Source organism: Pseudomonas atacamensis, assembly GCF_017167965.1.
GTDB classification, from domain to species: domain Bacteria; phylum Pseudomonadota; class Gammaproteobacteria; order Pseudomonadales; family Pseudomonadaceae; genus Aquipseudomonas; species Aquipseudomonas atacamensis.
On the sequence record NZ_CP070503.1, the window covers coordinates 3,408,603 to 3,434,708 of the forward strand.

At 60.6% G+C, this 26,106-nt stretch carries 21 protein-coding genes; 12 read left to right on the plus strand and 9 right to left on the minus strand.

Going from position 1 to position 26,106, the window contains the following annotated elements:
- The first annotated feature begins 177 nt into the window (after positions 1–177).
- The 3 genes from yghU (at position 178) to JWU58_RS15390 (ending at position 4,777) form a co-directional block, all read left to right on the plus strand.
- Complete coding sequence (gene yghU, locus JWU58_RS15380) at positions 178–1,017, plus strand: glutathione-dependent disulfide-bond oxidoreductase (protein ID WP_123442661.1); 840 nt, start codon at positions 178–180, stop codon at positions 1,015–1,017.
- A 270-nt stretch (positions 1,018–1,287) separates the two neighbouring features.
- Positions 1,288–3,456: a TonB-dependent siderophore receptor gene (locus JWU58_RS15385; protein ID WP_122610555.1), complete on the plus strand. Its 2,169-nt coding sequence runs from the start codon at positions 1,288–1,290 to the stop codon at positions 3,454–3,456.
- Positions 3,457–3,583: 127 nt separating this feature from the next.
- On the plus strand, positions 3,584–4,777 hold the full coding sequence (locus JWU58_RS15390; protein WP_136493530.1) for a GAF domain-containing sensor histidine kinase: 1,194 nt from the start codon (positions 3,584–3,586) through the stop codon (positions 4,775–4,777).
- A gap of 8 nt (positions 4,778–4,785) precedes the next feature.
- On the opposite strand, the gene JWU58_RS15395 is transcribed toward JWU58_RS15390, so the two are convergent.
- Complete coding sequence (locus JWU58_RS15395) at positions 4,786–5,718, minus strand: helix-turn-helix transcriptional regulator (protein ID WP_024012697.1); 933 nt, start codon at positions 5,716–5,718, stop codon at positions 4,786–4,788.
- A 541-nt stretch (positions 5,719–6,259) separates the two neighbouring features.
- Between JWU58_RS15395 and JWU58_RS15400 the strand changes: the two genes are divergently transcribed.
- The 4 genes from JWU58_RS15400 to JWU58_RS15415 all read left to right on the plus strand — a co-directional run bounded on the left by JWU58_RS15400 (position 6,260) and on the right by JWU58_RS15415 (position 10,180).
- A complete protein-coding gene (locus JWU58_RS15400) occupies positions 6,260–7,609 on the plus strand; it encodes an MFS transporter (protein ID WP_206420462.1) in 1,350 nt (449 codons plus the stop codon).
- A gap of 98 nt (positions 7,610–7,707) precedes the next feature.
- Entirely contained in the window at positions 7,708–8,400 is a 693-nt protein-coding gene (locus tag JWU58_RS15405) for a fumarylacetoacetate hydrolase family protein (RefSeq protein WP_206420463.1), read from the plus strand.
- Positions 8,401–8,433: 33 nt separating this feature from the next.
- Positions 8,434–9,192 carry an SDR family oxidoreductase gene (locus JWU58_RS15410; protein ID WP_122880747.1) on the plus strand — a complete coding sequence of 253 codons (759 nt, stop codon included), beginning with the start codon at positions 8,434–8,436 and terminating at the stop codon, positions 9,190–9,192.
- Positions 9,193–9,223: 31 nt separating this feature from the next.
- Positions 9,224–10,180 (plus strand): 2-hydroxyacid dehydrogenase, encoded by a 957-nt coding sequence (locus JWU58_RS15415; protein ID WP_206420464.1) that lies wholly within the window; start codon positions 9,224–9,226, stop codon positions 10,178–10,180.
- 479 nt (positions 10,181–10,659) lie between these two features.
- On the opposite strand, the gene JWU58_RS15420 is transcribed toward JWU58_RS15415, so the two are convergent.
- Entirely contained in the window at positions 10,660–11,001 is a 342-nt protein-coding gene (locus tag JWU58_RS15420) for a YajG family lipoprotein (RefSeq protein WP_071172017.1), read from the minus strand.
- Positions 11,002–11,086: 85 nt separating this feature from the next.
- On the minus strand, positions 11,087–11,728 hold the full coding sequence (locus tag JWU58_RS15425; protein WP_051600691.1) for a class II glutamine amidotransferase: 642 nt from the start codon (positions 11,726–11,728) through the stop codon (positions 11,087–11,089).
- Positions 11,729–11,895: 167 nt separating this feature from the next.
- On the opposite strand from JWU58_RS15425, the gene JWU58_RS15430 reads away from it, so the two are divergent.
- The 3 genes from JWU58_RS15430 (at position 11,896) to JWU58_RS15440 (ending at position 13,931) form a co-directional block, all read left to right on the plus strand.
- Positions 11,896–12,144, plus strand: a complete 249-nt coding sequence (locus JWU58_RS15430) for a hypothetical protein (protein ID WP_123442669.1) — start codon at positions 11,896–11,898, stop codon at positions 12,142–12,144.
- Positions 12,145–12,249: 105 nt separating this feature from the next.
- The gene (locus JWU58_RS15435; protein WP_073474876.1) at positions 12,250–13,407 is read left to right on the plus strand and encodes a GGDEF domain-containing protein; all 1,158 of its coding nucleotides are present in this window, start codon (positions 12,250–12,252) and stop codon (positions 13,405–13,407) included.
- Between the two features lie 8 nt (positions 13,408–13,415).
- Positions 13,416–13,931 (plus strand): PaaI family thioesterase, encoded by a 516-nt coding sequence (locus JWU58_RS15440; protein WP_123442670.1) that lies wholly within the window; start codon positions 13,416–13,418, stop codon positions 13,929–13,931.
- A 196-nt stretch (positions 13,932–14,127) separates the two neighbouring features.
- Here the strand turns inward: JWU58_RS15440 and JWU58_RS15445 are convergent, their stop codons facing one another.
- Positions 14,128–16,332 (minus strand): OsmC domain/YcaO domain-containing protein, encoded by a 2,205-nt coding sequence (locus tag JWU58_RS15445; protein WP_123442671.1) that lies wholly within the window; start codon positions 16,330–16,332, stop codon positions 14,128–14,130.
- Between the two features lie 220 nt (positions 16,333–16,552).
- On the opposite strand from JWU58_RS15445, the gene JWU58_RS15450 reads away from it, so the two are divergent.
- Entirely contained in the window at positions 16,553–19,162 is a 2,610-nt protein-coding gene (locus JWU58_RS15450; RefSeq protein ID WP_206420465.1) for a bifunctional diguanylate cyclase/phosphodiesterase, read from the plus strand.
- Positions 19,163–19,165: 3 nt separating this feature from the next.
- On the opposite strand, the gene cydB is transcribed toward JWU58_RS15450, so the two are convergent.
- The 5 genes from cydB to ppk2 all read right to left on the minus strand — a co-directional run bounded on the left by cydB (position 19,166) and on the right by ppk2 (position 23,615).
- The gene (gene cydB, locus JWU58_RS15455; protein ID WP_206420466.1) at positions 19,166–20,167 is read right to left on the minus strand and encodes a cytochrome d ubiquinol oxidase subunit II; all 1,002 of its coding nucleotides are present in this window, start codon (positions 20,165–20,167) and stop codon (positions 19,166–19,168) included.
- Positions 20,168–20,179: 12 nt separating this feature from the next.
- Positions 20,180–21,553 carry a cytochrome ubiquinol oxidase subunit I gene (locus JWU58_RS15460; protein WP_206420467.1) on the minus strand — a complete coding sequence of 458 codons (1,374 nt, stop codon included), beginning with the start codon at positions 21,551–21,553 and terminating at the stop codon, positions 20,180–20,182.
- A 3-nt stretch (positions 21,554–21,556) separates the two neighbouring features.
- Positions 21,557–21,946 carry a VOC family protein gene (locus tag JWU58_RS15465; RefSeq protein ID WP_123442675.1) on the minus strand — a complete coding sequence of 130 codons (390 nt, stop codon included), beginning with the start codon at positions 21,944–21,946 and terminating at the stop codon, positions 21,557–21,559.
- A 23-nt stretch (positions 21,947–21,969) separates the two neighbouring features.
- Complete coding sequence (locus JWU58_RS15470; protein WP_016774424.1) at positions 21,970–22,185, minus strand: hypothetical protein; 216 nt, start codon at positions 22,183–22,185, stop codon at positions 21,970–21,972.
- Between the two features lie 614 nt (positions 22,186–22,799).
- A complete protein-coding gene (gene ppk2 / locus JWU58_RS15475) occupies positions 22,800–23,615 on the minus strand; it encodes a polyphosphate kinase 2 (protein ID WP_130888068.1) in 816 nt (271 codons plus the stop codon).
- A gap of 190 nt (positions 23,616–23,805) precedes the next feature.
- Here ppk2 and JWU58_RS15480 point away from each other — a divergent pair, with 190 nt between their 5' ends.
- The gene (locus JWU58_RS15480; RefSeq protein ID WP_206420468.1) at positions 23,806–25,926 is read left to right on the plus strand and encodes a TonB-dependent receptor family protein; all 2,121 of its coding nucleotides are present in this window, start codon (positions 23,806–23,808) and stop codon (positions 25,924–25,926) included.
- The last annotated feature ends 180 nt before the right edge of the window (positions 25,927–26,106 follow it).

Here is a 26,106-nt window from a genome sequence, read left to right on the forward strand (position 1 = left end):
TGCCTGACTCCGAACCTGTGGGAGCTGGCTTGCCAGCGATTGCGGTGGGTCAGCCAACATTGATGCTGGATGTGCCGCCGTCATCGCTGGCAAGCCAGCTCCCACAAGGTAGTGTTCTCAATCCTTTCGAGATACGGTGTCTACCTGTTCTCTCCCAGCATCGACGAGGTCCGTTTCATGAGCAATGCGTCTTACGTTCCGCCCAAGGTCTGGAAACACGAAGCCCCTTCCGGCGGCCACTTCGCCAGCATCAACCGGCCGATCGCCGGGCCGACCCACGACAAGGAACTGCCGGTCGGCAAGCATCCGTTACAGCTGTATTCTCTGGCCACGCCCAACGGCGTCAAGGTCACCATCATGCTCGAAGAGTTGCTCGCACTCGGCCACAGCGAGGCCGAATACGACGCTTGGCTGATCCGCATTGGCGAGGGCGATCAGTTCTCCAGCGGTTTTGTCGAGGTCAACCCGAACTCGAAAATCCCGGCGCTGCTGGATCGCAGCGTCGAGCCGCCGATCCGGGTGTTCGAGTCCGGTTCGATCCTGCTGTATCTGGCGGAAAAGTTCGGCGCCTTGCTGCCCAAGGATCCGGCCGGTCGTACCGAAACCCTCAACTGGCTGTTCTGGCAAATGGGCTCGGCGCCGTATCTGGGCGGGGGCTTCGGGCACTTCTACGCGTATGCGCCGGAGAAGCTCGAATACCCGATCAACCGCTTCACCATGGAAGCCAAACGGCAACTGGATGTGCTCAACCGCCGTCTCGCCGACAACACCTATCTGGCCGGCGACGATTACACCATCGCCGACATCGCCGTGTGGCCCTGGTACGGGCAACTGGTGCGCAACAACGTTTACTCGGCGGCGGAGTTTCTCGCGGCGCACGAGTACACCCATGTGCAGCGCTGGGCCGAAGAAATCGCCAAGCGGCCAGCGGTCATGCGTGGGCAGCGAGTGAATCGCACCTGGGGTGATGAAGACAGTCAGGTGCCGGAGCGGCATGAGGCGAAGGATCTGGACTGATTTCAGAAAAAACGCATCACCCTGTGGGAGCGAGCCTGCTCGCGAAAGCGGAGTATCAGACAACGCATCTGTTGAATGACACACCGCCTTCGCGAGCAGGCTCGCTCCCACATTTGTTTGCGCAACCGCTCAAATCCAATTGTGAAAAAATCATTAACTAACTGACTCGTACGGGTTTATTCCCCCGGAAACTTCCGACATACTAATGCGAATAATTCTTACATGCACTCGCATTAGTTTCGTTTGGGTAAATCTTGGGGAAGCAGATAGATGTCGTTTCACACCATTCACCGCCGCTCGAACCTTTCACCTAACCTCCTCGCAATCGCCATCGGCATGGCCAGCATCGCTCCTGCGTTGGCTGAAGAAACCGCAGCCACTGCGCCCACCAATGGCCCGCTGGAACTGCAAGCGACCGAAATCGGCGCTACGCAGATGAGCAGCACCACCGAAGACACGCAGTCCTACACCACCGGCCCGATGCAGACCGCGACCAAGCTGTCGCTGACCATGCGCGAAACGCCGCAGGCGGTGACGGTGATCACTCGCCAGCGCATGGACGACCAGAACATGACCAGCGTCAACGACGTGGTGCGTGGCACGCCGGGGCTGTTTCTCAGCGAGGCCAGCGGCCCGGGGCGGCAGACTTACAAGGCGCGTGGTTTCGACATCGACAACATCATGTACGACGGCCTGCCCAGCTCGTATTCGCCGTACACCCTGGCGGTGCAACCGAACCTGGCGATGTTTGATCGCGTGGAAATCGTCCGTGGCGCGACCGGCCTGGTCACCGGTGCCGGCAACCCGTCGGCGGCGATCAACATGGTGCGCAAACGCCCGACCGCCGATCAGCGCGTGACCCTCACCGGCGCCGCCGGCAGCTGGGATGACTACCGTGGCGAGGTCGACGCCTCCAGTCCGCTGAACGACAGCGGCACCCTGCGTGGCCGGGTGGTGACGTCGTATCAGGGCGCCGACAGTTTTCGCGACAAGGAAGAAAACGATCACGGCCTGTTCTACGCCATCGGTGAAGCCGACCTGAGCGACAGCACCACGGCGACCCTCGGTTTCTCCCGGCAGAACGATCAGACCAATTATTTCTGGGGCGGCCTGCCGATCGGCGAAGACGGCCACCACCTCGACCTGCCCCGCTCCACCTATCCCGGTACCGATTGGGAGAACCGCAAGCTGCAAGTCGACACCGTATTCGGTGAAGTCGAACACCGTTTCGACAACGACTGGAAACTGCATGTTGGCGGCTCGACTTCGACAACCGAAGGCGAATTCTCCGGCACGTATTTGTCGCGCTACGACGGCCCGCTGGAAACCACCGCCTACCAATCGCACCACACCGACAAGCAACGCGCCTTCGACGGTTTCGCCAGCGGCCCGTTCGAAGCGTTCGGCCGCACCCACGAGTTGGTAGTCGGCGCCAGCAATCGTGTGTACGACGCCACCACCAAGGAATACGCGCCCTACGACACCGGCCTGCCGATCGCCGCGCCCAAGCCTGACTTCGTCCGTAGCGGCAAATCGCGCAACGTCACCACTCAGGACGCGGTTTACCTGACCACGCGCTTGAGCCTGGCCGACCCGCTGACGTTGATCCTCGGCAGTCGTCTGGACTGGTATGACTACGACGATCGCAGCGCCGACGGCGACTTCAAAGTCACGCGCAACCTGACCCGTTACGCCGGCCTGATCTACAAACTCGACGACCATCACTCGGTCTACGCCAGCTACACCGACATCTTTACCCCGCAAACCCAGAAAGATCTCGGCGGCAAAGTGCTCGAGCCGATCGTCGGTGAAAACTACGAAGTCGGTATCAAGGGCGAATATTTCGACGGTGCGCTGAACGGCAGCGTGGCGGTGTTCCAGATGGACCAGACCAACCGCGCCACCCAAGCGGCGACCCAGCTCGGCTGCCCGGAGCTGACCTGCTACGAAACCTCTGGCAAGGTTCGCGCCCAAGGCGTGGACATGGAACTGCAAGGTGCGCTGACCGAGCAATGGCAAGTCGGCGCCGGCTACACCTACACCCGCGCCCACTACATCAAGGACGAAAACCCGGCCAACAATAACCAGAAATTCGACACCGACATGCCCGAGCACCTGTTCAAGGTCTCCACCGTGTATCGTTTCAAAGGCCCGCTGGAAAAACTGCGCGTGGGCGGCAACGTCTACTGGCAGAGCCGCATGTACAACGACATCGCTCTGGCCAACGGCGGCAGCTATCGCCTCGAACAGGGCGGCTACGCGGTCACCGACCTGATGGCCGGTTACGAGGTTAACAAGCACCTCGACCTGCAGGTCAACGCCAACAACATTTTCGACCGCAAGTACTATTCCTCCATCGGCACCGACGTGACCTGGGGCTCGACCGATAACTACGGCACCCCGCGCAGCTACATGATGACGGCCAAGTACAAGTTCTGAGGCGATAGCGCTCAGCAAGCACCACACAGGGCGCCGGGAGTTTTCCCGGTGCCCTTTTTTGCAGGTTCATTAGGCAAGGCCGGCAATTACCGATAGTCTCTGGCGACACTTTCGCGAAGCACCGGCCATGCCCCAGACAGATTTCTCCTCCGACCTCCAGGCCATCGGCAGCATTGACGCTGTGCCGGTGATCCTGAGCATGGTCAAGCACATCACCGGTATGCGCTTCGCCGCCGTAGCGCGGGTCACCGAGAGCAAGTGGATCGCCTGCGCCGTGGATGATTCGATTGACTTCGGCCTGTTGCCCGGCGGCGAACTGGTGCTCGAATCGACGATTTGTCATGAGATCCGTCAGCACCATCAGCCGGTGATCTTCGGCCATGCCAGCCAGCACCCGCTGTTCTCCACGCATCACACGCCGAAAACCTATGGTCTGGAAAGCTACATTTCCATTCCGATCATCAAGGCCGATGGCGAGTTCTTCGGCACGCTGTGCGCCATTGATTCGGTGCCGGCAAATCTTGATGACTCGGCCATCGAAAAGACCCTCACCCTCTTCGCCCAACTGATTGCGATGAGCCTGGATACCCAAGGCCATTTGCACGCGACCAAAACCGCGCTGGCCGATGCCAACGAAATGGGCCGTCTGCGCGAGCAGTTCATCGCCGTTCTGGGCCATGACTTGCGCACGCCACTCAGTGCCATCCGCATGAGTGCCGATCTGCTGGACAGCAAAGTCGAGGACAAGCGCTCGCGCACGCTGCTGTCGGCGATTCGCACCAGCTCGGTGCGCATGGGCGTGCTGATCGAAAACATCCTCGACTTCGCTCGGGGTCGGCTCGGCAGTGGCATCCCGGTACAGCGCAAACTGGTCGATGACTTGCAGCAAACGCTGCGCCAGACCCTGGAAGAAATCCAGGTGGCCTACCCGCAGGCGAAGTTTATCGATTCGCTGGAGGTGCCGGCCGGGGTCTATTGCGACCCGCTGCGGATCAGCCAGTTGTTGTCGAATCTGCTGGGCAACGCCGTGACCCACGGCTCCACCGCCGAACCGATCGTGCTCAAAGCCTTTGCCGAGGGCGACGAAATCGTTATTTCGTTGACCAATCAGGGCACGCCGATCCCGCCTGCGCTGATGCCGCTGCTGTTCGAACCGTTTTCCCGTTCCGAAGCAGGCCAGCGTCATGAAGGGTTGGGACTGGGCTTGTACATCGCCGGGCAGATTGCCAATGCGCACAACGGCACCTTGAGCGTGACGTCCGACCGTGAAACGGGCACCTGTTTTGTCGCGCGCTTCCCTGCCCGCTTCAAGTGGGTCTGAGCGCCGCTCTAAGTATTCAGTGGCGTCTGCGGCGTGTCCGGGTTGAGCTGGCGGCGGCGGAACTGCCCCGGTGGCTGGCCATGAATCTGGCGAAACCGCCGGGAGAAATAGGCCTCATCGGCGAACCCGCACAACCGCGCCACTTCGCCCACCGAGCGCGTACTGTTGAGGAGGAAGTTGCGCGCCGCGTGCATGCGCCGCTCCAGCACCAGCTCGGTGAAGGTCTTGCCGATCTCTTTGCGCAGCCAGTGCGTCAGGTAGGTCGGTGACAGATATGTCGCAGCGGCGACTTTGATCAGGTTGAGATCAGGATCGGCGATGTTCTTCCGCAAATACTCGAACATGCGGCTCAAGGCGTCGCGACGACTGTTCTCGGCAGCATTCTCTTCCGCCAGACGCTTGAGCGGCTCGGCGTAGAGAAAACACACGCTACCGATCATCTGCAGCAACAAGCCCTTGAGCATTTCCCGCGTGCCGAACTGACGGTTCTCATCGAGTGCGCGCATCTGTTCGATCAGGCCGCAGACCTGAGCGAAATCCTCATCGCCCAAAATGAAATCCAGATGTTCCTGAAAGCGGAACGGCGACAGCTCCGGCGCGAGCAGGATCGACACCTCTTCCAGATCCATCGGGTCGCATTGCAGATGCGGCAAGAGAAACGTCTGGGAAAAATTGATGACGATGAAATTACTGTCTGCGGGATGCGGAATCACGTGCACGCGGTGCGGCAGGATGAACGCCAGAGTGTTGCGGGGAAATGGCCGCTGGACGCTGCCGATGTGCTGCACGGTGTCGCCACCGAGGTTGATCTGGATCTGGAAGTACTCGTGCCGGTGAGGCGCGGTTTCGGCGCGACGACCCTTTTTGTCGCGAATGTAGAAATCGGTCAATTCGCTGCGTTGCTGCATGACGTAGGTCGGGATACGGCTGGGTGAAGACATGGGCAGAAGGTCCTCCGGGCAGTGAGGTGACGCCTGTCATCTTGCAGGGTTGGGCGGGAGGCGGCAATGAGTCATACGATGACGTTGGCTTTTTTGAAAGAAACCTCGCGATGAGCCTGTCCAAAAACCGCATTAGCTTAAAAATACTGATAGTCGTTATTTTTCAGTTATTTACGATTTAACTCTGATCTTTATTCTCAAGACGAATCGTATTTATCTTTTTGGACACGTTCGCCAAACCCACTTTTTTCAAGAAAAAACGTTCTAACCCATCGGTTGATTTAGAACCGTTGTACGACCACTGTAATGACCAACGCAGCCCAACCTCTTTCAAAAACAATCAAAGGTGCGCACGTCATGATCCTGCTATTTCCCCTCGCCGCCCCGCCCGACCTCCCCGTCAAATCAATCGCACAAAGACGTTCCTGAACGTCTGAAACCCGCGCTGCAACCCGTCCGATTGCCTTGCCCCACACGTTGCGGGCAACGGCATCGGCTGCTCGAAAAATCTCGACTCTTCTAACAATAACGAGGTCTCCGCATGTCCAACTCCCATTCTTCCAGTGCCACGGTGCCGCCGGTGATTGCCGGTGCACGCGATGCCGTTAAGGCGCAGCGTCTGCCTACCCGGCGGCGCTGGTTCATGCTGTCGCTGCTGCTGATCGCGACGATCATCAATTACATCGACCGGGTGAACATCTCGATCGCCGCGCCGTTCATGGCCAAGGACCTGGGCCTGGACAAGATCGAGATGGGCCTGATTTTTTCCGCGTTCGCCTGGACCTATGCCTTGGCGCTGGTGCCGGCCGGGTTCATCGCCGACCGGTTTGGCTCGCGCGTCACCTACGGCGTTTCGCTGATCAGTTGGTCGACCGTCACCGTTTGCCAGGGTTTCGCCACGGGGTTTGCCTCGCTGTTCGGCCTGCGCCTGGCGGTCGGCGCCATGGAAGCCCCGGCTTTTCCGGCCAACAGCCGCGCGGTGACGGTGTGGTTCCCGGCGCGGGAACGCGGGATGGCCAGCAGCATTTACGTGTGCGGTCAGTACCTCGGCACGGCGCTGTTCACCGGCGCGCTGCTGTGGCTGGCGACCACTTTTGACTGGCGCCACGTGTTCTACAGCACCGGCGCACTCGGCATCGTCTTCGGTGTGCTGTGGCTGTACCTGTATCGCGATCCGCTGAACTGCAAGAAAGTCAGCCAGGAAGAATTGAAGTACATCGAAACCGGCGGCGGTCTGGTCAAGAGCAGCCAGGAGCGCACCCGCTTCAACTGGCGGCAGATTGCCGAGCTGTTCAGCTATCGGCAGATCTGGGCGATTTGCATCGGCAAATTCGCCAGCACCTCGGCGCTGTACTTCTTCCTCACCTGGTTCCCGACCTACCTGATCGAAGAACGCAAACTGACCATGATCAAGGCGGGGATCTTCGCCGTGCTGCCCTTCGTCGGTGCCACGGTGGGGATTCTGCTGGCCGGCATCGTTTCCGACTTGCTGATCCGTCGCGGCTACTCGATGTCGTTTGCGCGCAAGTTGCCGCTGGTGGTCGGTTCGATGCTGGGCATGTCGATCGTGCTGGTGAATTTCACTGACTCAAACCTGATCTGTATTGCCGTGCTGACCATCGCCTTCTTCGCCCAAGGCATCGCGTCCTCGTCGTGGGCGGCGGTATCGGAAGTGGCGCCGAAAGAGCTGATCGGCCTCACCGGCGGCATTACCAGCCTGGCGGCGAACATCGGCGGCATCGTCACGCCGATCGTGATCGGCGCCATCGTCCACGCCACCGGCACCTTCGCCTATGCCTTCTGGTTCATTGGCGGCGTCGCGCTGATCGGCACCCTCTCCTATTCGTTACTGCTCGGACGCCTGTATCGCATCGAGCTGAAGGTGCGCTGAGGCAAGAACCCGGATTTGTCCAAACGCAGGCGGCTTTCGTCCAACTTCGCCGACGCCAGCCGCCGTACGCTGCCTTTTCAAACAGGATGACCCGCAGGATGAACATGACTGAATACGTCTTTACCCCGGATCTGCCGGTGACCTTGCCGGTACTCGGCACCGAGCAGCGCTTCCCCGTTGGCCGGGTGTTCTGTGTCGGCCGCAACTACCCATGGCCGGACACTCAAGGCCAGTCGCGCCAGCCGCCAGTGTTTTTCATGAAACCGGCAAGTTGCGTGGTCGATGCCGTCGGCGACGTCGCCTTCCCCTCAGTGTGCGAGGACTTCGTTCACGAAATCGAACTGGTCGTCGCCATCGGTGAAGGCGGCGCCAATATCCCCGAGGATCAAGCGCTCGCCTACGTCTGGGGCTACGCCGCCGGCCTCGACCTGACCCGCCGCGATGTGCAACGCGCAGCCAAGAGCAACGGCTTGCCGTGGGAAGGCGCCAAGGTGTTCGACGGCGCCGCGCCGATGACTGCCGTCGTCCCGGTGAGCCGCAGCGGCCATCCCGAGGGCGAGTTGTGGCTGAACGTCAACGGCGAAGAACGCCAGCGCGACAATCTCGACAGCCAGATCTGGTCGGTCAGTGAAGTAATCGCGCGCATCTCGCAATCCGTGGCCCTGCGCGCCGGCGACCTGATCATGACCGGCAGCCCCGCCGGCGTTGACAGCCTGCAACCGGGCGACGTGATCAGCGCCGGCATCGAAGGCATCGGCCACCTGGAAATGCGCGTCGGCCCACGGCCCTGATTCCAGCGGATTGAGAAAAAGGAGAACAACAATATGACGACCTCTTTGAAAGTTGCGCTGGTGACCGGCGCCGGCAGCGGCATCGGCCGCGCCGTGGCGCTGGGCCTGATGGCTGACGGTTTCACCCTCGTGCTCGCCGGACGCCGGCCCGAGCCCTTGCAAGCGTTGGCCGAACTGGCGCAGAGCCAGGGTTATCAAGCCTTGGCGGTGCCCACCGACGTGCGCGATCCGGCCAGTGTCGACGTGCTGTTCGCGACCATTGCCGAGGTCTACGGCCGCCTCGATGTGGTCTTCAACAACGCCGGCGTCAACGCCCCCGCCGTGCCGCTGGACGAGCTGACCTTCGAGCAGTGGCGCAACGTGATCGACACCAACCTCAACGGTGTCTTTCTCTGCGCTCGCGGCGCCTTCGGGCTGATGCGCAAACAACAGCCGCAGGGCGGACGAATCATCAACAACGGTTCGATTTCCGCACACACCCCGCGCCCGTTCAGCAGCGCCTACACCGCGAGCAAACACGCCGTGCTCGGCCTGACCAAATCGCTGGCGCTGGACGGCCGCGAATTCAACATCGCCTGCAGCCAGATCGACATCGGCAATGCCCTGACGGAAATGTCGGTGCGCATGACCAAAGGCGTACGCCAGGCCAACGGCAGCATCGCCGTCGAGCCGATGGTCGACGTCAAACACGTCGCCGATGCAGTGCGCTACATCGCCGGCCTGCCGCTGTCGGCCAATGTCCTGAACATGACCGTCATGGCCAGCGCCATGCCGTTTGCCGGCCGCGGTTGAGCCGGCCTTTTTATTGCGTAACGAGGTAGCCATGAAGCCAGAAATCCTGCAACTGAGCCCGATCCTGATCCCGGAAATCAACGCGCGTCTGGACCAACTGTTCACCGTACGCCGCTACTACCAGCAAGCGGACAAACCCGCCTACATAAACCAACACGGCGCCAACATCCGTGGCGTGATCACCGGCGGCCACACCGGCATCAGCCAGGCGCTGATGGCGCAACTGCCGAACCTGGAAGTCGTCGCGGTCAACGGCGTCGGCACCGACGCCGTCGATCTGGCCTACGCCCGCGACCGCGGCATCCGCGTCACCGCCACCATCGGCGCCCTCACCGAAGACGTCGCCGACCTCGCCATCGGCCTGCTCATCTCGGTCTGTCGCGGCCTGTGCACCAGCGACCGCTACGTGCGCTCCGGCCAATGGCCGCAAAGCCCGACCCCACTCGCCCCGCTGCCCTTGGCCCGACAAGTCTCCGGCATGCGCATCGGCATCGTCGGCATGGGCCGCGTCGGCCGCGCCATCGCCACCCGCGCCGCCGCCTTCGGCTGCCCGATCAGCTACACCGACCTGCAACCGATGAGCGACGTCCCCCACACCTTCGTCGCCGACCTCAAACAACTGGCCGGCGACAGCGACGCCCTGATCCTCGCCGCCGCAGCGGACAAGGGCGAAGCGATCATCGACGCCCCAGTGCTGCAAGCGCTGGGCAAGGACGGTTATCTGATCAACGTCGCCCGGGGCAAACTGGTGAATGAGACGGATCTGGTTGCCGCGCTTTCGGCTGGGGAAATCGCCGGGGCGGGGCTGGATGTGTTTGTCGATGAACCGAATGTGCCCGAAGCGTTGTTTGCTAATGAACAAGTGGTTCTGCAACCGCATCGGGCCAGCGCAACATTGCAGACTCGCACGCGGATGGGGGAAATGGTGGTGGCGAGTCTGGTTGATACGTTTGCGGGGAAAGTGCCGGTTGGGTGTGTGACGGGGTGAACGGGTTCCGGAGCGCTGTTCGTGATCGCGGCACCCACCGCCTTCGCGAGCAGGCTCGCTCCCACAGGTTTGATTGCGTACATTCAGTGAGAAATGGGGCGTCTGTCAGGCCGCCTTCGCTGGCAAGCCAGCTCCCACAGGTTTTTGTGGCGTGAACAGGAATTGGTCAACACCCAACGTCCAATGCAGGCTTGCTCTCAACAGAAAAGCAAAAGCGAAGGCCAGATCAAAAGATCGCAGCCTTAGGCAGCTCCTACAGTTGGATCGCGTTCCGCTCAAGAGACCCGCTGTAAGAGCGGAACCGTAATCAGCCACCCCCGCAGAAACGGATATACACCCAAAACCCGAAGAGCATGGTCGGCCCAAAGGCCGCCAAGAACACAAAAAAAGCCCCACAACCGAAAACCAGTGTGGGGCGAAAAAATTGGTTGGTTGCGGCCAACCAAAGGAGCTCTGTCAAAACCATTCAAGCGCTCAGATCAAATACACTCCTGAGCCGCCCGCTCAAAACTCGAAGGCAACAAATTCGACGCCAGCAAATGCCGCTCATAAATGAACACCTTGCCGCCCTTCCCCGCCTTGTACGCCTCCAGCACGTTATCCGCCGACACCTTGCTCGGCACCACAATCCGATAACTGCGCTGACTCTGCGAAACCGTCGGATTCAAGGCACTGCCCTGCAATTTCGGCACCACGCAATCGGCGTACTGCGCCGGCGTCTTGCTGGTCTGCAAGGTCAGGGTCGGATCGTTCGGCGCCGAAGCGCAACCGGCGAGCAACAGGGAAACAAAAGCCATGGCTGGCACGAATAAAGGACGCATGGAGTAAATCCTGAAAATAAAGGTTCGGTTCAACCGGCAACGGTTCGACTTCACGGCGCCGCCGTTGCCATTTACGTTTTAAGAATCAGCTCGACGCCACCAGGGCCTTGAGCGACACATCGAATTGCTTCAGCGCATTGAGTTGCAGGTCACGCTGCTGATTGATCTGCGCGGCGATCTGCGGCGCCGCCTGGTTGTGCACCCAGACCGAAGGCAACTCTTGCTCGATCGCTCCCTCGGCCTTGCCGATGTACTGCAGATCGGCGTCGTAGAACCGTGCGGAAAAACGCGCCTCGACCAAACTGTTGCGCTGAGTCAGCAAGCGGTTGAACGTGTCGAGCTTGACCACCACGTCCGGATGGGCCTGAACCAGCGCATCGAGGTTGTCATAGACGGTCACCGAGACGAACTGCTGTTGCAGCGAACTCACCAGCCAGTCGAGGGCCAGTTCCGGGTCGGAGCTGCCGACAAAGGCGTCGCGGATTCGCGAGTCCAGTGCGTCTTTCGCACCGTTCAGCGCCATGTCGTGGTAGCGCTCCAGGTATTGCAGGTTCTGCAACGTGTTTTCGCTCAACAATACACCCACGGTCTGCGTGTGCTGCAACGCCGAGGCGCTGGCGGCGATGGGTTGCAGGTGACACGACCGGGCGTCGTCTGCGTAAGCCGGTGCAGTAACCACCCCGCCCATCAGCAGGGCGATCATTGCCAGTCGAGTCAGAATGTTCATCGCGCAATTTCCTTGAGCTGCGTCTTCGATGGAGGCGATTTTCCGCCGATCGCCGGCAAAGCAGAACTTGCGTTTCTTGATGGTCACTATTACTTCCAGCAATAGTTGCGCGTCGCGCAGACTGATGCACACTGAGCACATTCAAGAAAAATGATGAGGGTCTCGCCTTGAGAACGTTTGATCTGATCCGTGACGCCGTGCTGCCCGAATATCGCGATCGCGTAGCCGAATACCTGATGCAGTACGAAAGCGTCCTGCTGGACAAAAACGCCCGCGATGCACAATTGATCCGCGACACTGCCCAGCAACTGCGCGGTTATCTGCGCGGGCTCAACACCACGCGGGTGCTGGGCATGGCCTATTGGGAAGAGCTCGATCGCCGCGTGGTAGACACCTGGCTAAGCCCGCAAGAGTGACCGCTGGAGCGCCAGTGGTCTGCCCGGCAACGCGCCCCCTGCGAAAAACCTGACCAAACGCTTACAATCGCAGGCCTATTGCCATACAGACAGGCCTGCCCGGAAATGCCGCTCGACCCGCCAACGATGCTGACCATCACGATCGCCCTCGCAGCCGCTGCCGCGCTGTACCTGGCGGTCGAGTGGCGCAGCATCCGTGAGCCTTCGCTACTGTTCTGGAGCGCCGGTTTCGCCACCATCACCATCGGTTCCACCCTCGCTCTGCTGCGCAGCAGCGGTTTTCTGCTGCTGGGCATCTGGTTCGCCAACGGCCTGCTGGTGACCGCGCACTTCTTCTTCCTGCTCGGTGTGGCGCGCTTCACCCAGACCCGACTGTCGCCGGCGTGGTACCTGATTTTCGCGACGTGGCTGATCATGTTGATGTTGCCGGACGGCCCGCTGTGGTCCAAGGCCATGCTGGTGGCCAACTCGCTGCTGGTGGCGATCCCGACACTCAAGGCCAGTTCGCTGCTGCGTCCACACGGCAAGTCGTTGAGCGTTGGCGCGGTGCAACTGCGCTATGTGCTGCTCGGCCACGGCATCTTTTATGTGGCCAAGGCCCTGACCGTGGTGATCCCCGGCACGCTGATCGATCTGGCGGCGTTTCGTGGCGAGATCATTCAGATCTCGCTGGTCGAAGGCGCGATGGCGATCATGTTGATCGCCCTGTCGATGACCGGCACCGAGCGTTATCGCCGGGAAAAGCAGATCGCCCGCCTCGCCGAGCGCGATCCGCTCACGGCCCTCTACAACCGCCGCGCCCTGGAAAAACGCACGCCTCGCCTGCTGGCCGGCGTTTCCGCGCAAAGACCGGGTGCGTTGCTGTTGATCGATATCGACAACTTCAAACTGGTCAACGACCAGTACGGGCATATTGCCGGTGATCGTTTGCTGATCGCCTTGAGCGAGATGATCCGCGCCCAGCTGCCGCCCCATGCGTTGACGGCGCGGCTGGGTGGCGACGAGTTTCTGATGCTGCTCAACAACGCCTCAGCCGAAGCTATCCTTGAACTGGGCAATGCCTTGCGCGAACAGTTTCTGGCCCTCGCGTCGCACACCTATCCCACGTCCGCTGCGGTGACTTTAAGCATCGGCGCCACCCTGTTCGACAAACCGCCGGCCAGTCTGGCGGCGCTGATCGAACTTGGCGACGCCGCGCTCTATGAGTCCAAACGCGGCGGCCGCAACCGCTTGCGCCTGTCCGGCCTCGCCACTCCAGGATGAAACCCGCCATGTCCAGCCACGACACCCCGCTGCAAGACCTCGCCGCCCCCGAAGGCGTTTGTTACGGCTGCGGCGGCCGCAATCCGCAAGGCCTGCACGTGAAAAGTCGTTGGGATGAGGACGGCAGCCACGTCATCGCCGAGCATCTGCCCGACGCCCAATACTGCGGCTGGCCGGATCTGGTTTACGGCGGGCTGATCGCCATGCTCGTCGACTGTCACTCCAACTGGACCGCCATGGCCTGGCACTACCGCGCAGAAAACCGCGAAGCCGGCAGCCTGCCGCGCATCGACTGCGTCACCGGTAACCTTGGGATCAAGTTCATCAAGCCAACGCCGATGGGCGTACCTCTGCTCTTGCGTGCACGGGTCGAAGGTGAAGTCGGACGCAAGACCCGGGTGATTTGCGAGGTGTATGCGGGGGAAGTGCTCACGGCAGTGGGTGATTCGGTGTTTGTGCGGGTGGATACGGGGCAGTTGGCGGATGCAGCGCATGGCCGCGAAAGCCAAAGCCCCTCACCCTAGCCCTCTCCCAAAGGGAGAGGGAACTGACCGCAGTGTCTGGTGGAAATAGGCCGACCTGGGAAACCGAGTCGAACACAAATTCTGAAAAGCTTGAAAATCGGCTCCCTCTCCCTCGGGAGAGGGCTGGGGTGAGGGGCTGCGGTTCAAGCCACGCAGCCACACTCAAGCCGAAAGCGAAACGTTCGTAGCCAGCTCTTCAGCGCGACAACGCCGCCACACAAGCGCGCGCCGCATGCAGTTTTTTATAGCTCTCGATCAAGCGCAAATGCCGATCCAGCCCTTCCAGCTTCATGCTCGTCGGTGTCAGGCCATAGAACCGCACGCTGCCATTGACCGACCCAATCGCCGCATCCATACGCTCGTCACCAAACATCCGACGGAAGTTGGCCTCGTAGTCTTCCAGCTCGAGATCCTCGTCCAGCTCCATCTCCAGCACCACATTCACAGCCTGATAGAACAAGCCGCGCTCAACGGTGTTGTCGTTGTATTGCAGGAACGCCTCAACCAGATCCTTGGCCTCGTCAAACTTCTGCAGCGCGAGGTAGATCAGCAGGCGCAGTTCCAGAATCGTCAGCTTGCCCCATGGTGTGTTGTCATCGAACTCGATGCCGATCAGCGTGGTGATATCGGTGTAGTCGTCCTGCTCGCTGCGTTCCAGGCCTTGGACCAGATTGCGCAGGCCAACCTTACTGAGGTTGTGCAGATTGAGGATGTCGGCGCGGAATTGCAGGGCTTTGTTGGTGTTGTCCCAGATCAGGTCTTCGATCGGGTAGATTTCCGAGTAATCCGGCACGAGGATGCGGCAGGCCTTGGCGCCGATGTGCTCGTAGACCGCCATGTAGACTTCCTTGCCCATGTCTTCGAGGATGCCGAACAGGGTCGCGGCTTCTTCGGCATTGGAGTTTTCGCCTTGGCCTGAGAAGTCCCACTCGACGAATTCGAAGTCTGGCTTGGCACTGAAGAAGCGCCACGACACCACACCGCTGGAATCGATGAAGTGCTCGACGAAGTTGTTCGGTTCGGTGACTGCCTGCCCCGAGAACGTCGGCTGCGGCAAGTCGTTGAGGCCTTCAAAGCTGCGGCCCTGAAGCAGTTCAGTCAGGCTGCGTTCCAGCGCGACTTCCAGGCTCGGGTGCGCGCCGAACGAGGCGAAGACGCCGCCAGTGCGCGGGTTCATCAGGGTCACGCACATCACCGGGAATTCACCGCCCAGCGAGGCGTCCTTGACCAATACCGGGAAGCCCTGCTCTTCAAGGCCTTTGATGCCGGCGAGGATGCTCGGGTATTTCTCCAGTACCTCTTGCGGTACGTCCGGCAGGGCCATTTCGCCTTCGAGGATTTCGCGTTTGACTGCGCGCTCGAAAATTTCCGACAGGCACTGCACCTGCGCTTCGGCCAGGGTGTTGCCGGCGCTCATGCCGTTGCTCAGGTAGAGGTTTTCGATCAGGTTGGACGGGAAGTACACCACTTCACCGTCCGACTGGCGCACGAACGGCAGCGAGCAGATGCCGCGCTGGGTGTTGCCGGAGTTGGTGTCGTACAGGTGCGAGCCACGCAGTTCGCCGTCGCGGTTGTAAATGCCGAGGGTGTAGTCGTCGAGAATTTCGCTAGGCAATTCGTCTTTCGGACCCGGCTTGAACCATTTCTCGTCCGGATAATGGACGAATTCGGCGTTGGCGATGTCTTCGCCCCAGAACTGGTCGTTATAGAAGAAGTTGCAATTGAGGCGCTCGATGAACTCGCCCAGCGCCGACGCCAGTGCGCCTTCCTTGGTCGCGCCCTTGCCGTTGGTGAAGCACATCGGCGAATGCGCATCGCGAATGTGCAGCGACCAGACGTTGGGCACGATGTTGCGCCACGAGGCGATTTCGATCTTCATGCCGAGGTCGGCAAGGATCTTCGACATGTTGGCGATGGTCTGTTCCAGCGGCAGGTCCTTGCCGGCGATGTAGGTGCCTGCCTGGGAATCGGACTGCGGCATCAACAAGGCCTGGGCATCGGCGTCGAGGTTGTCGACTTCTTCGATGATGAACTCGGGGCCGGTCTGCACCACCTTCTTCACGGTGCAACGGTCGATGGAACGCAGGATGCCCTGGCGATCCTTGTCCGAAATATCGGCGGGCAATTCGACCTGGATCTTGAAGATCTGGTTGTAGCGGTTTTCCGGGTCGACGATGTTGTTCTGCGACAGGCGAATGTTCTCTGTCGGGATGTTGCGCGTGTCGCAGTACAGCTTGACGAAGTAAGCCGCGCACAAGGCCGACGACGCCAGGAAGTAGTCGAACGGCCCCGGTGCCGAGCCATCGCCCTTGTAGCGAATGGGCTGATCGGCGATCACCGTGAAGTCGTCGAACTTGGCTTCAAGTCGAAGGTTGTCGAGAAAGTTGACCTTGATTTCCATGCGGGATTACCAGAATACGGCTAAACGAATGGCGGCCATTATCCGGTTTTTGTGCGGGAAGTCTCGCCCTTTCGGGATTCGCCGCTGGCCGGCGCTGCTGGAAATTCCAACGGATTCGCTACACTTTGAAAAAATCCAGGCGATACCAATAACAACAATCTGAACATTGTGCGCTCGCCATTGTTCTAGATTCAGAAGACACCGGATCAAGGACGAGCACATGGCCGTTACTCTCCCTGCGCAGCCAATCCCCACCCCGCAACGCGCCGTGACCCGGCGCCTGGCCATCGCCATTGGCGCACTGTTCATTGCGGGTGTCATCGCCGCGATCAGCACCTTGCTTGGCATTGCCAATACCCTTGACGCGAAAGATCTGGAACAGAACCAGTTCTATTCCGTGCGCGCCGTGGAAAACCGCATCACCGCGTCGAAAAACTACATCACCAGTTATGCCTACTGGACCCGCGCCTATGAGGCCTTGAGCGGGCCGATCGACGTCAACTGGGCCTACACCGAACAGAACATGGGCAAGACCCTGTTCACCAGCGACGGCTACGACGGCGTGTTCGTCCTCGATCGCAATCGCACCAAGTACGCGGTGATTCGCGGGCAGATGGTTGAAACCGACGTATCCAGCGTACTGCAAGCGCCCGCCTCGGCGTTGGTCGAGCAGGTGCTGAGTCAGCCTGATCTGACCAAGCCGATCAGCCGCTATTCATTGTTCGAAGGCTGGCCGGCGTTGATCACCGCTGCCGCGATCATTCCCAACGACGAGCGCCCGCTGGATGAACTGAGAAACACCTCGGTGCTGGTGTTCGTCGACAAGCTGACCCCGACCAAACTGCGCAAGATCGGCAGCGGTTATGGCCTGACGAACCTGACCCTGGTCCCGGACGACACCATTGAAAAAGGCCATCCAAGCGTGCCGCTCGACAGCACCGGCTACAGCCTGGTAGCCGACCTGCAACGGCCCGGTCAGCAATTGTTGTGGACGCTGGTGCCGCCGCTCGGCGCGACGTTTCTGGTGCTGATGCTGCTCACCGCCTATTTTTTCCGCCATGCATTGCGCTCATCGCAATACGTCGACAACAGCATTCATGCCATGCAGGCCTCGAATCAGGCACTCGAGAAAGCCAATCATGCCCTCGAAGCCAGTGAAGAACGCTTTCGCGCCGTGGCCGAAGCGGCGTCGGACTGGATCTGGGAAGTTGATGATCAGTTGGCGCTGACCTATCTGTCGGCGCGCTTCAGCGAAGTCACCGGCTACCCGCAAGCCCTGTGGCTGGGCCAGGACATCGGCGAATTACTGACTTGCGACACCACGCCACTGGAGCTATGGCTGCGCAAACTCAGCGAAGAAAACAGCGCCGGCGATTTGCGCTGCACTTATCGCGATCACTCCGGGCAGCCACGTCACTGCCGGCTCTCGGCGCGGCCGATTTTCGACAAGGACAGCGTCGTCGGCTATCGCGGTACTGCCAGCGATATCACCGACGAAGTCGCCGCCCATGCGCAGATCCAGCACCTGTCGATGCACGACGCCCTGACCGGTCTGCCCAACCGCAACAAACTGGCGCGCTATCTGGATGAAGTGCTGATATTGAAAGAACACTCGCCACCGCTGTCGCTGCTGATGATCGATCTGGATAACTTCAAACCGATCAACGATTCCCTCGGCCATCCTGCCGGTGACGCGGTTCTCCAGGAAGTCGCCACGCGTCTGCGCGAATGCACCCGCGAGCACGACCTCGTCGCCCGCCTCGGTGGTGATGAATTCGTCGTGGTGCTCAATGGCATGGACAGCCATAACGAGATCGACAAATTCTGCACACGGCTGATCGGCAGCCTGCATCAGCCGATCCTCTACGAACAGCATCCACTGCATATCGGTGCCAGTGTCGGCATCGCCCTGAGTCGTCGGCACGGTTTCGTCGCCAGCGATCTGATCCGCTACGCCGACATCGCGCTGTATCAGGCCAAGTCCGATGGTACGAACACCTGGTGCTATTTCGAAGCGCACATGAGCGACCAGATCCAGACGCGCCGGCAAATGGAAGATGACTTGCGCCATGCGCTCAAGCACAACGAATTTGTCCTGCACTATCAGCCGCGCTACAAGGTCGACGGCAAACACATCGTTTCAGTCGAAGCGCTGGTGCGCTGGCAGCATCCGACCCAAGGGTTGCTCGGACCGGACGTGTTCATTCCGCTGGCCGAGCAGACCGACCTGATCGTCCCGCTGGGCCGCTGGGTGCTGCGCGAAGCCTGCGAAACCGCGCTGGAATGGCCCCATGACATTCTGCTGTCGGTCAACCTCTCGCCTGCGCAGTTCGCCCTCAGCGATGTCGTCGAGGATGTTCGTGAAGTGCTGGTGGATACGCGTTTCCCGGCCAGCCGTCTGGAGCTGGAGATCACCGAAAACGTGATGCTCAACGACACCGACGGCGCGCTGACCACCATGAATCAGCTCAAGGAGCTCGGCGTACGCCTGAACATGGACGACTTCGGCACCGGCTATTCGTCGCTCGGTTATCTGCGCGCCTATCCGTTCGACGGAATCAAGATCGACAAACGCTTCATCGCCTCAATCAGCAGCGGCACCAACGACCGTGCCGTGGTGCAGGCGATCATTGGCTTGGGCAAGGCCATGGGGCTGACGGTGACGGCCGAAGGCGTCGAGACCGAGGAGCAACTGGCGATTCTCGGCAAGGATCAATGCAACGAGGTGCAGGGTTATTTCATGAGTCGGCCGATCGACAAGGCGGCTTTTGCTGATCTGCTACGGGCTTCGCGACTGTCGCTGGTGAGCAAAAAAGGTCGGGTGACGTGAATCTCAACCATCGTTGGCAACGCGGACCTTGCCGCTGAACACGCGGAAACCGAAAGTGTTGTAGGCCAGCGTGATGGGGATCAGCACGGCGAATCCGACCAGCATGAAGATCTGGCTGGTGGGGCTTGAGGCTGCTTCGCTCAAGGTCAGGTCCGGCGGAATGATGAAGGGAAATAGCGCGACCAGCATCGCCGCGAAAGCCAGCACACAAACGCCCAGTGCGGCGAACAGTGGGATGAAATCGAAGCGGCAGTGAAAGCCTTTGCTGAACACCCATCCTAGAGCGCTGACGATCAGTCCTGCCGGCAACCACAGGCGAATATCGGCGAGCCTCCGGGCATATTGCGGCTGCAACGTCGCAGTCCATGCAATCAGCACCAGCAATAACGCCACGACGACCAGCGACAGCACGCGGGCCTGGCGGGCCGAGCGCTGCTGCAATTCATCCATGGTGCGCCAGTACAGCCAGCACGTCCCCAGCCAGACGTAACCGAGCACCAGCACCAAACCGCAAAACACCGGGAATGGATTCAGCCAGTCGCGGCCATCGCCGTGGTACTGACCGCCCTGATGGGCAACGCCTTGCACGAGGGTGCCGAGCACCATGCCCTGGACCAACCCGGTCAGCAGCGAAGCCAGGGCCAATACGCCGTCGACGATGCGCTTGCGTCGCTCGTTCGGTGCGTAATCGCGAAACTCCAGCGCCATGGCCCGCGCGATCAAGGCGAGAAACATCACGATAAAAGGCACGTACAAGGCCGGAAGCAAGATCGCGTACGCCAGCGGAAACAACGCCAGCAGCCCGCCGCCGCCGAGCACTAGCCAGGTTTCGTTGGCGTCCCATACCGGCAGAATCGACACCGCCATGGCTCGCCGCTGATGACTGCAACCTGTTAGGCCCATGAGCATGCCGACGCCCAGATCGGTGCCGTCGAGCAGCACGTAGTTCATCACCGAGAACGCCAATGCGGCAGCGCACAACAGCGTCAGCCAGTCGGTGTCCATGTCTGCGACTCCTCAGTGCCCGGTTTCGTCGGCAAGCGTGGGCTGCGGCCCGGGTTGATCTTCCTGCGGCGGCTCGCGCAACAGGCGCAGCAACACCCACAGACCGATGCCGAAGATCAGCAGATAAAACAGCAGAATCAACCACGTCGACCCGACGACTTGAGCCCTCGACACCGACGACAGACTGTCCGCCGTGCGCATTAATCCGTAAACGGTAAACGGCTGTCGTCCCACTTCGGTGACGACCCAGCCGCTGAGCATCGCCAGAAACCCGGCCGGCGCCAGCAGCACGCACGCGCCCAGCCAGCGCCGCGCCGTGTACAGGCGATTACGCCGGCGCAGGATCAGGCTGACCACGCCCTGCCCAAGCATCAACAGTCCCAGTCCGACCATCAGCCGGAACGCGAAAAACACCGGCGCCACGGGCGGGATGTCCTCAGGCGGGAATTCATCAAGCGCGGCGATGGTGCTGGTCAGGTCATGCTGCAGGTAGAGTGAGCCGATGCGAGGAATGGCGACTTCCCAGTGGTTGCGCCGCTCGTCCATATCCGGCCATGCGAACAGGCGCAGTGGCTCCCCTGCCCCTTGAGCCGGGCGCGTCCATGAACCTTCGATGGCCGCCACTTTCTGCGGCTGGGCGTGCAAACTGTGCCGGCCATGCAGGTCCCCGACAACGATCTGCACCGGCATCAGCAGCGCAATCACCCACAGCGCCATGGAGAATTGCAGGCGAGCACGCGGGTTTTCCCGGGCCTTGCGCAATTGCCAGGCGCTGATCCCGGCAATCAGCGTCGCGCTGCCGATGAACACGGCGAGCAGCATGTGCGCCAAGCGATAGGGAAACGAAGGATTGAAGATGATTGCCCACCAGTCCTCGGCGAGGAAACGCCCGTCCGCGCCAATCGAATAGCCGGCGGGGGTTTGCATCCATGAGTTGGCGGAAAGAATCCAGAACGCGCTGATCAGCGAGCCCACCGCCACCGCACACGTGGCAAAAAAGTGCAGACGCGGGCCAACCTTCTTCAGGCCGAACAGCATGATGCCGAGAAATCCCGCTTCGATGAAAAACGCCGCCATCACTTCATAGAACATCAGCGGACCGAGGACATCACCGGCCTGCACCGACAGCCGCGACCAGTTGAGACCGAACTGATACTCCAGAATCAATCCCGACGCCGTGCCCACCGCAACGTTGAGCGCGAATACCTTGAGCCAGTAACGATAAACATCCAGATAAACCTGGCGCCCGGTTTTCAACCACAACGCTTCCAGCACCATGAGGAAATTCGCCAGACCGATGCTGAACGCCGCCAGCACGATGTGAAAGCTGATCGTGATCGCGAACTGGGCGCGGGCGGCCATCAGGGCCGAATCAACAGGCTCCATCCATCAGCCGCTGTAGAACACAGCAAGCTTGTTGCCTTCGGGATCGCGCAGATAGGCCACGTAAAAGTCCGGCGTATAGGCTTCGCGCGTGCCCGGCGGTCCTTCATTGCTGCCGCCACTGTCGAGCCCGGCCTTGTGCACCTGATCGACCTGGTGCCGCGAGTCGGCGCGAAATGCCGGCATCATGCCGTTGCCCGGGGTCGCCGGCTCACCATTGAACGGTTTCGAGATGTGCACACTGCCGGGGCCGTTGGACTTGTCGGCGCAATCGGGCAAGTAGAAACAGTAGTGTTCTTCACGGTCATGCCGGTAGCCAAGCGGCGTCAGGATCGCCTTGTAAAAAGCCGCCGAACGCTCGACATCGTTGGCGCCGATAAACAGATAACTGAGCATGGGATGTCCTCCGATGGCAGCTGTCAGCGCTGTGGCTGTTCCTCGTTCAGGGTAAAAACGTTGCCGGCGTCACGCACCAATTGGCGCCATTCGGCACTGGTGATCAGGCCTTGCTCCTCCATCTGATCCGCAGCCTTGAGCAACTCGTCATATTGCTGTTCCGGATCCAGATCGCCCTCGGCCTGCTCCGCCATCCTGCGCCATGCCGCCAGTGATGCCTTCTTTTGCTGATCGAACATACGGGTATCTCCTGAGGGACTTACCCGGTAGAAAAAACAGCGCGACAGAGGTTCAGGGCAGACGACGGATGGACGGTTGATGTGCAAAACCTTGTCGGAGTGAGCCTGCTCGCGATAGTGGTATATCTTTCAAAACATCTGAATGTGCCTCCGTCATCGCGAGCAGGCTCGCTCCCACAAAAGCAAAAGCAAAAGCAAAAGCAAAGCAGCGCAGCTGCCCGCGGCGCAGCCGCCCCACTCAACAATGAGCGCAAGCTCGAGTGCGTTTGATCTTGCTTTTGATCCACCGGCGACGTCGGAAGGCTGAGTGGAGGGATTGATCCGGGCGTGGGAGCGCAGCGACCGTTCGACGAAGTCGAACACAGCGGAAGGAGGTGCAGCGAAGCAAACCGTAGCCGCTGCGCCCGGATCAGTCCCGTAGCGAAGGAACCCGAGCCTGCGAGGGCCGAACGTAGGAGCAAGCCTTTTCGGTTACCTTTTTGGCGTCTGAAAAAGGTGACTCGCCGTAAGGGCGAAACCGCCAACCGCCACACCGCAAAAAACGGATATTCACCCAAACCAACCAAAGCCTGGTCGGCCCAAAGGCCGCCAAGCCCCACCAAAACCCGCAAATGTCAAAACCGCTCCGCCACCCGCTTGTACGGATAATCCGGCTCCCGATACTTGCCCGGCTTCTGCCGTTTCGGCAACTCGACCTTGTCGCGCTCAACCTCCTCATAGGGGATGCGACTGAGCAGATCAGTGATGATGTTCAGCCGCGCACGACGTTTGTCATTGGAGTCGGCAACCCTCCACGGCGCCCAATCGGTGTCGGTATGCTTGAACATCTCGTCCCGCGCCCGTGAGTAGTCATACCAGCGACTGTAGGATTTCAGATCCATTGGTGTCAATTTCCAGGTCTTGCGCCCGTCATTGATTCGCGCTTCGAGCCGGCGGGTCTGTTCCTCCGGACTGACCTCAAGCCAGTACTTGAGCAGGATCACCCCCGAATCGACGATGGCGTTCTCCACCCAAGGGATCGACTTGAGAAACTTGTCAGCCTGTTCTTCCGTGCAAAAGCCCATGACCCGTTCGACACCGGCGCGGTTGTACCAACTGCGGTCGAAAATCACCACCTCACCGCCCGCCGGCAGATGCGGCAGGTAGCGCTGCACATGCATCTGGCTCTTTTCGCGATCGGTTGGCGCCGGCAGTGCCATCACCCGGAACACCCGTGGGCTGACGCGTTCCGTGATCGCCTTGATCACCCCGCCCTTGCCTGCACCGTCGCGCCCTTCGAAAACAATACACACCTTGACACCTTTGGCGATGACCCACTCCTGCAGCTTGACCAGTTCAATGTGCAGCTTGCGCAGCTGTTCCAGATAGTCCTTGTTTTTCAAGCGTGGACGTTCGATTGCCTTTGCAGGTTTCTTCTTGTCTTTCGCCATGAACCTGTCCTCGCGCTTCAACAGCCCGCTGAATTTGTTTATTGACCCGAAGGGCCTGATCCGTGAGGTTAGTTCACGCCCGGTTGTTTGCCATTGCCGGGCAAAAAAGCCTTGTCGCCATGTGTTTCCTGAGATTGTTCCGACGTCGCACTGTTCATTGCCCGATCCCCTGTTTGCTGGAGTTTTTTCGATGCCGTCGTCCAAATCATTGCCCACTGCCCTGCTCGGCCTGGCCCTGGCCTGCCCGGTGATGGCCGAGACCCAAGGTCTGGAGCTGGGGCAAGTGCTGATTTCGGCGGATCAGCGCAGTAGCAGCGATGCAGCGGTCGAAGAAGCGCGGCAACGCCTTGAGCAGGTTCCCGGCGGCACCAACGTGGTCGACATGCGCCAGCCGTTGCAGGGCCGCGTTGCCAGCAATCAGGATGTGCTCGCCTATCAGCCGGGGGTGTATGCGCAGTCGGCGGGCAACGAAGGCGTGAAAATTTCCATCCGTGGTTCAGGCATCAACCGCGCGCCCGGCGCCCACGCCTCGGGGCTGTACACGATGCTGGATGGCTTGCCCCTCACCGGCCCCGGCGGCACACCGTATGAATTGCTCGAGCCACTGTGGGTCGAGCATGTCGAAGTTCTGCGCGGCGCCAATGGATTCGATCGCGGTGCGCTGGCGCTGGGCGGCGCTATCGATTACGTCAGCCACACCGGTTACACCGCGCCGAAACTGCAAGTGCGTTACGCCACCGGCAGCCATGGCTATCAGCAGCGCCAGGTCAGCTCCGGGCAAGTCCTGGGAGATTTCGATTACTACGTGTCGCTGACCGATGCCAACGCCGACGGCTATCAGGACCACACCGCCAGCGAGAGCAAAGGCCTGATCGCCAACTTCGGCTATCGCTTCAACCCGAATCTGGAAACCCGCTTCTACTTCCGCTATCGCGAGACCGACAACGACCTCGCCGGTCGCGTGACCAAGCATTCCATCGAACACAGCCCACGGGCAGCCAACCCGGCGTATGTGGCTCGCGATGACAGCCGCAAGCAGCCCGGCAGTACCTTCATCGGCAACAAGACCACGTTCTATCTCGATGACGATTCGAGCATCCAGACCGGCCTCGCCTACCACGACTACCCGATGGATTTGCGCGAAGGCCCGAACCGGCTGAAGGTGGCATACACCGACGTCAGCGGCACCTTCGACTACAAGCGCCGCGACACCCTGTTCGGCATGGAAAGCCGCAGCAATGTCGGCCTGCGCGTGACCAAGCACCTGCCCAACGACGGCGCCAGCGAGTTCGTGCGCATCCCGAGTGGCAACAGCTATGCCCCGGGCACGCGGATGCGCAATTTCACTTATCAGGGTTCGGACACCGTGCTGCATTTCGGCAATGACCTGGAAATTGCCGACGACCTGTGGCTGACCACCGGCCTTGCCGCCATCTACACCCGCCGCGAAAGCGCCGTGACCTATCCGCAGGGTGGCGGCAAGACCAGCCTCAATGATTGGGACTATGCTCCGCGCATCGGCCTGCGCTACCAGATCACCCCGGACGTGCAAGTGTTCGGCAACCTCAGCCGCTCCGTCGAAGCACCGCACCCGTGGTCGCTGATCTACAGCTCCAACGTGCGCTTCCCTGCCGGCAACGGCGCCGCCACCGGCACCCAGCGCGACCCGGTCGAACTGCAAAACCAGACCGCAACCACTCTGGAACTCGGTGGCCGGGGCGACAGCCATTTGGGCGAATGGAGCCTGGCCTGGTACTACGCGCAAGTTCGTCACGAGCTGCTTTCGGTGCTGCCGGACGCCAACGCCGTCACGCCGTACGAACTCAACGCCAGCCCGACCGTGCACCAGGGCATCGAAGCCAGCCTCAACAGCAAACTCTGGACCGCCGCCGACGGCCGCCAGCTGAGCTTGCGCCAAGCCTACACCTTCAGCGACTTCCACTACCGCGACGACGAACGCTTCGGCGACAACCGCCTGCCGGGCCTGCCGATGCATTATTACCAGGGCGAACTGCGTTACGACTGGCCGCAGGGCTTCTTCGCCGCCGTGAACACACACCTGGTGTCCAAAGTTACCGTTGACTACGCCAACAGCTACTACGCCGACCCTTACGCCCTGTTCGGCGCCACCCTGGGCTACAACGCGCCGAAGGGCGACTGGCAAGGCTGGGTCGACATGCGCAACCTGACCGGCAAACGCTACGCGGCAACGGTCACCCCGGGGTATGACGACAAAGGTCTGGATGCTGCGCGGTCGACTCCGGGTGAAGGGATGGGGGTTTATGTTGGGGTTTCGTGGAGTTTGCTATAAGACCCAACGCGAGATTCAAATGTGGGAGCGAGCCTGCTCGCGAAAACGGTGTACCAGTCGTGAATTGTTTCGACTGACACGACGCCTTCGCGAGCTGGCTCGCTCCCACAGTTGGCTTTGGGGTGCTGGTTAGAAGGGCGCAGGATTCAAATCTCTGGACGAGAATCATCGTGACAGCAG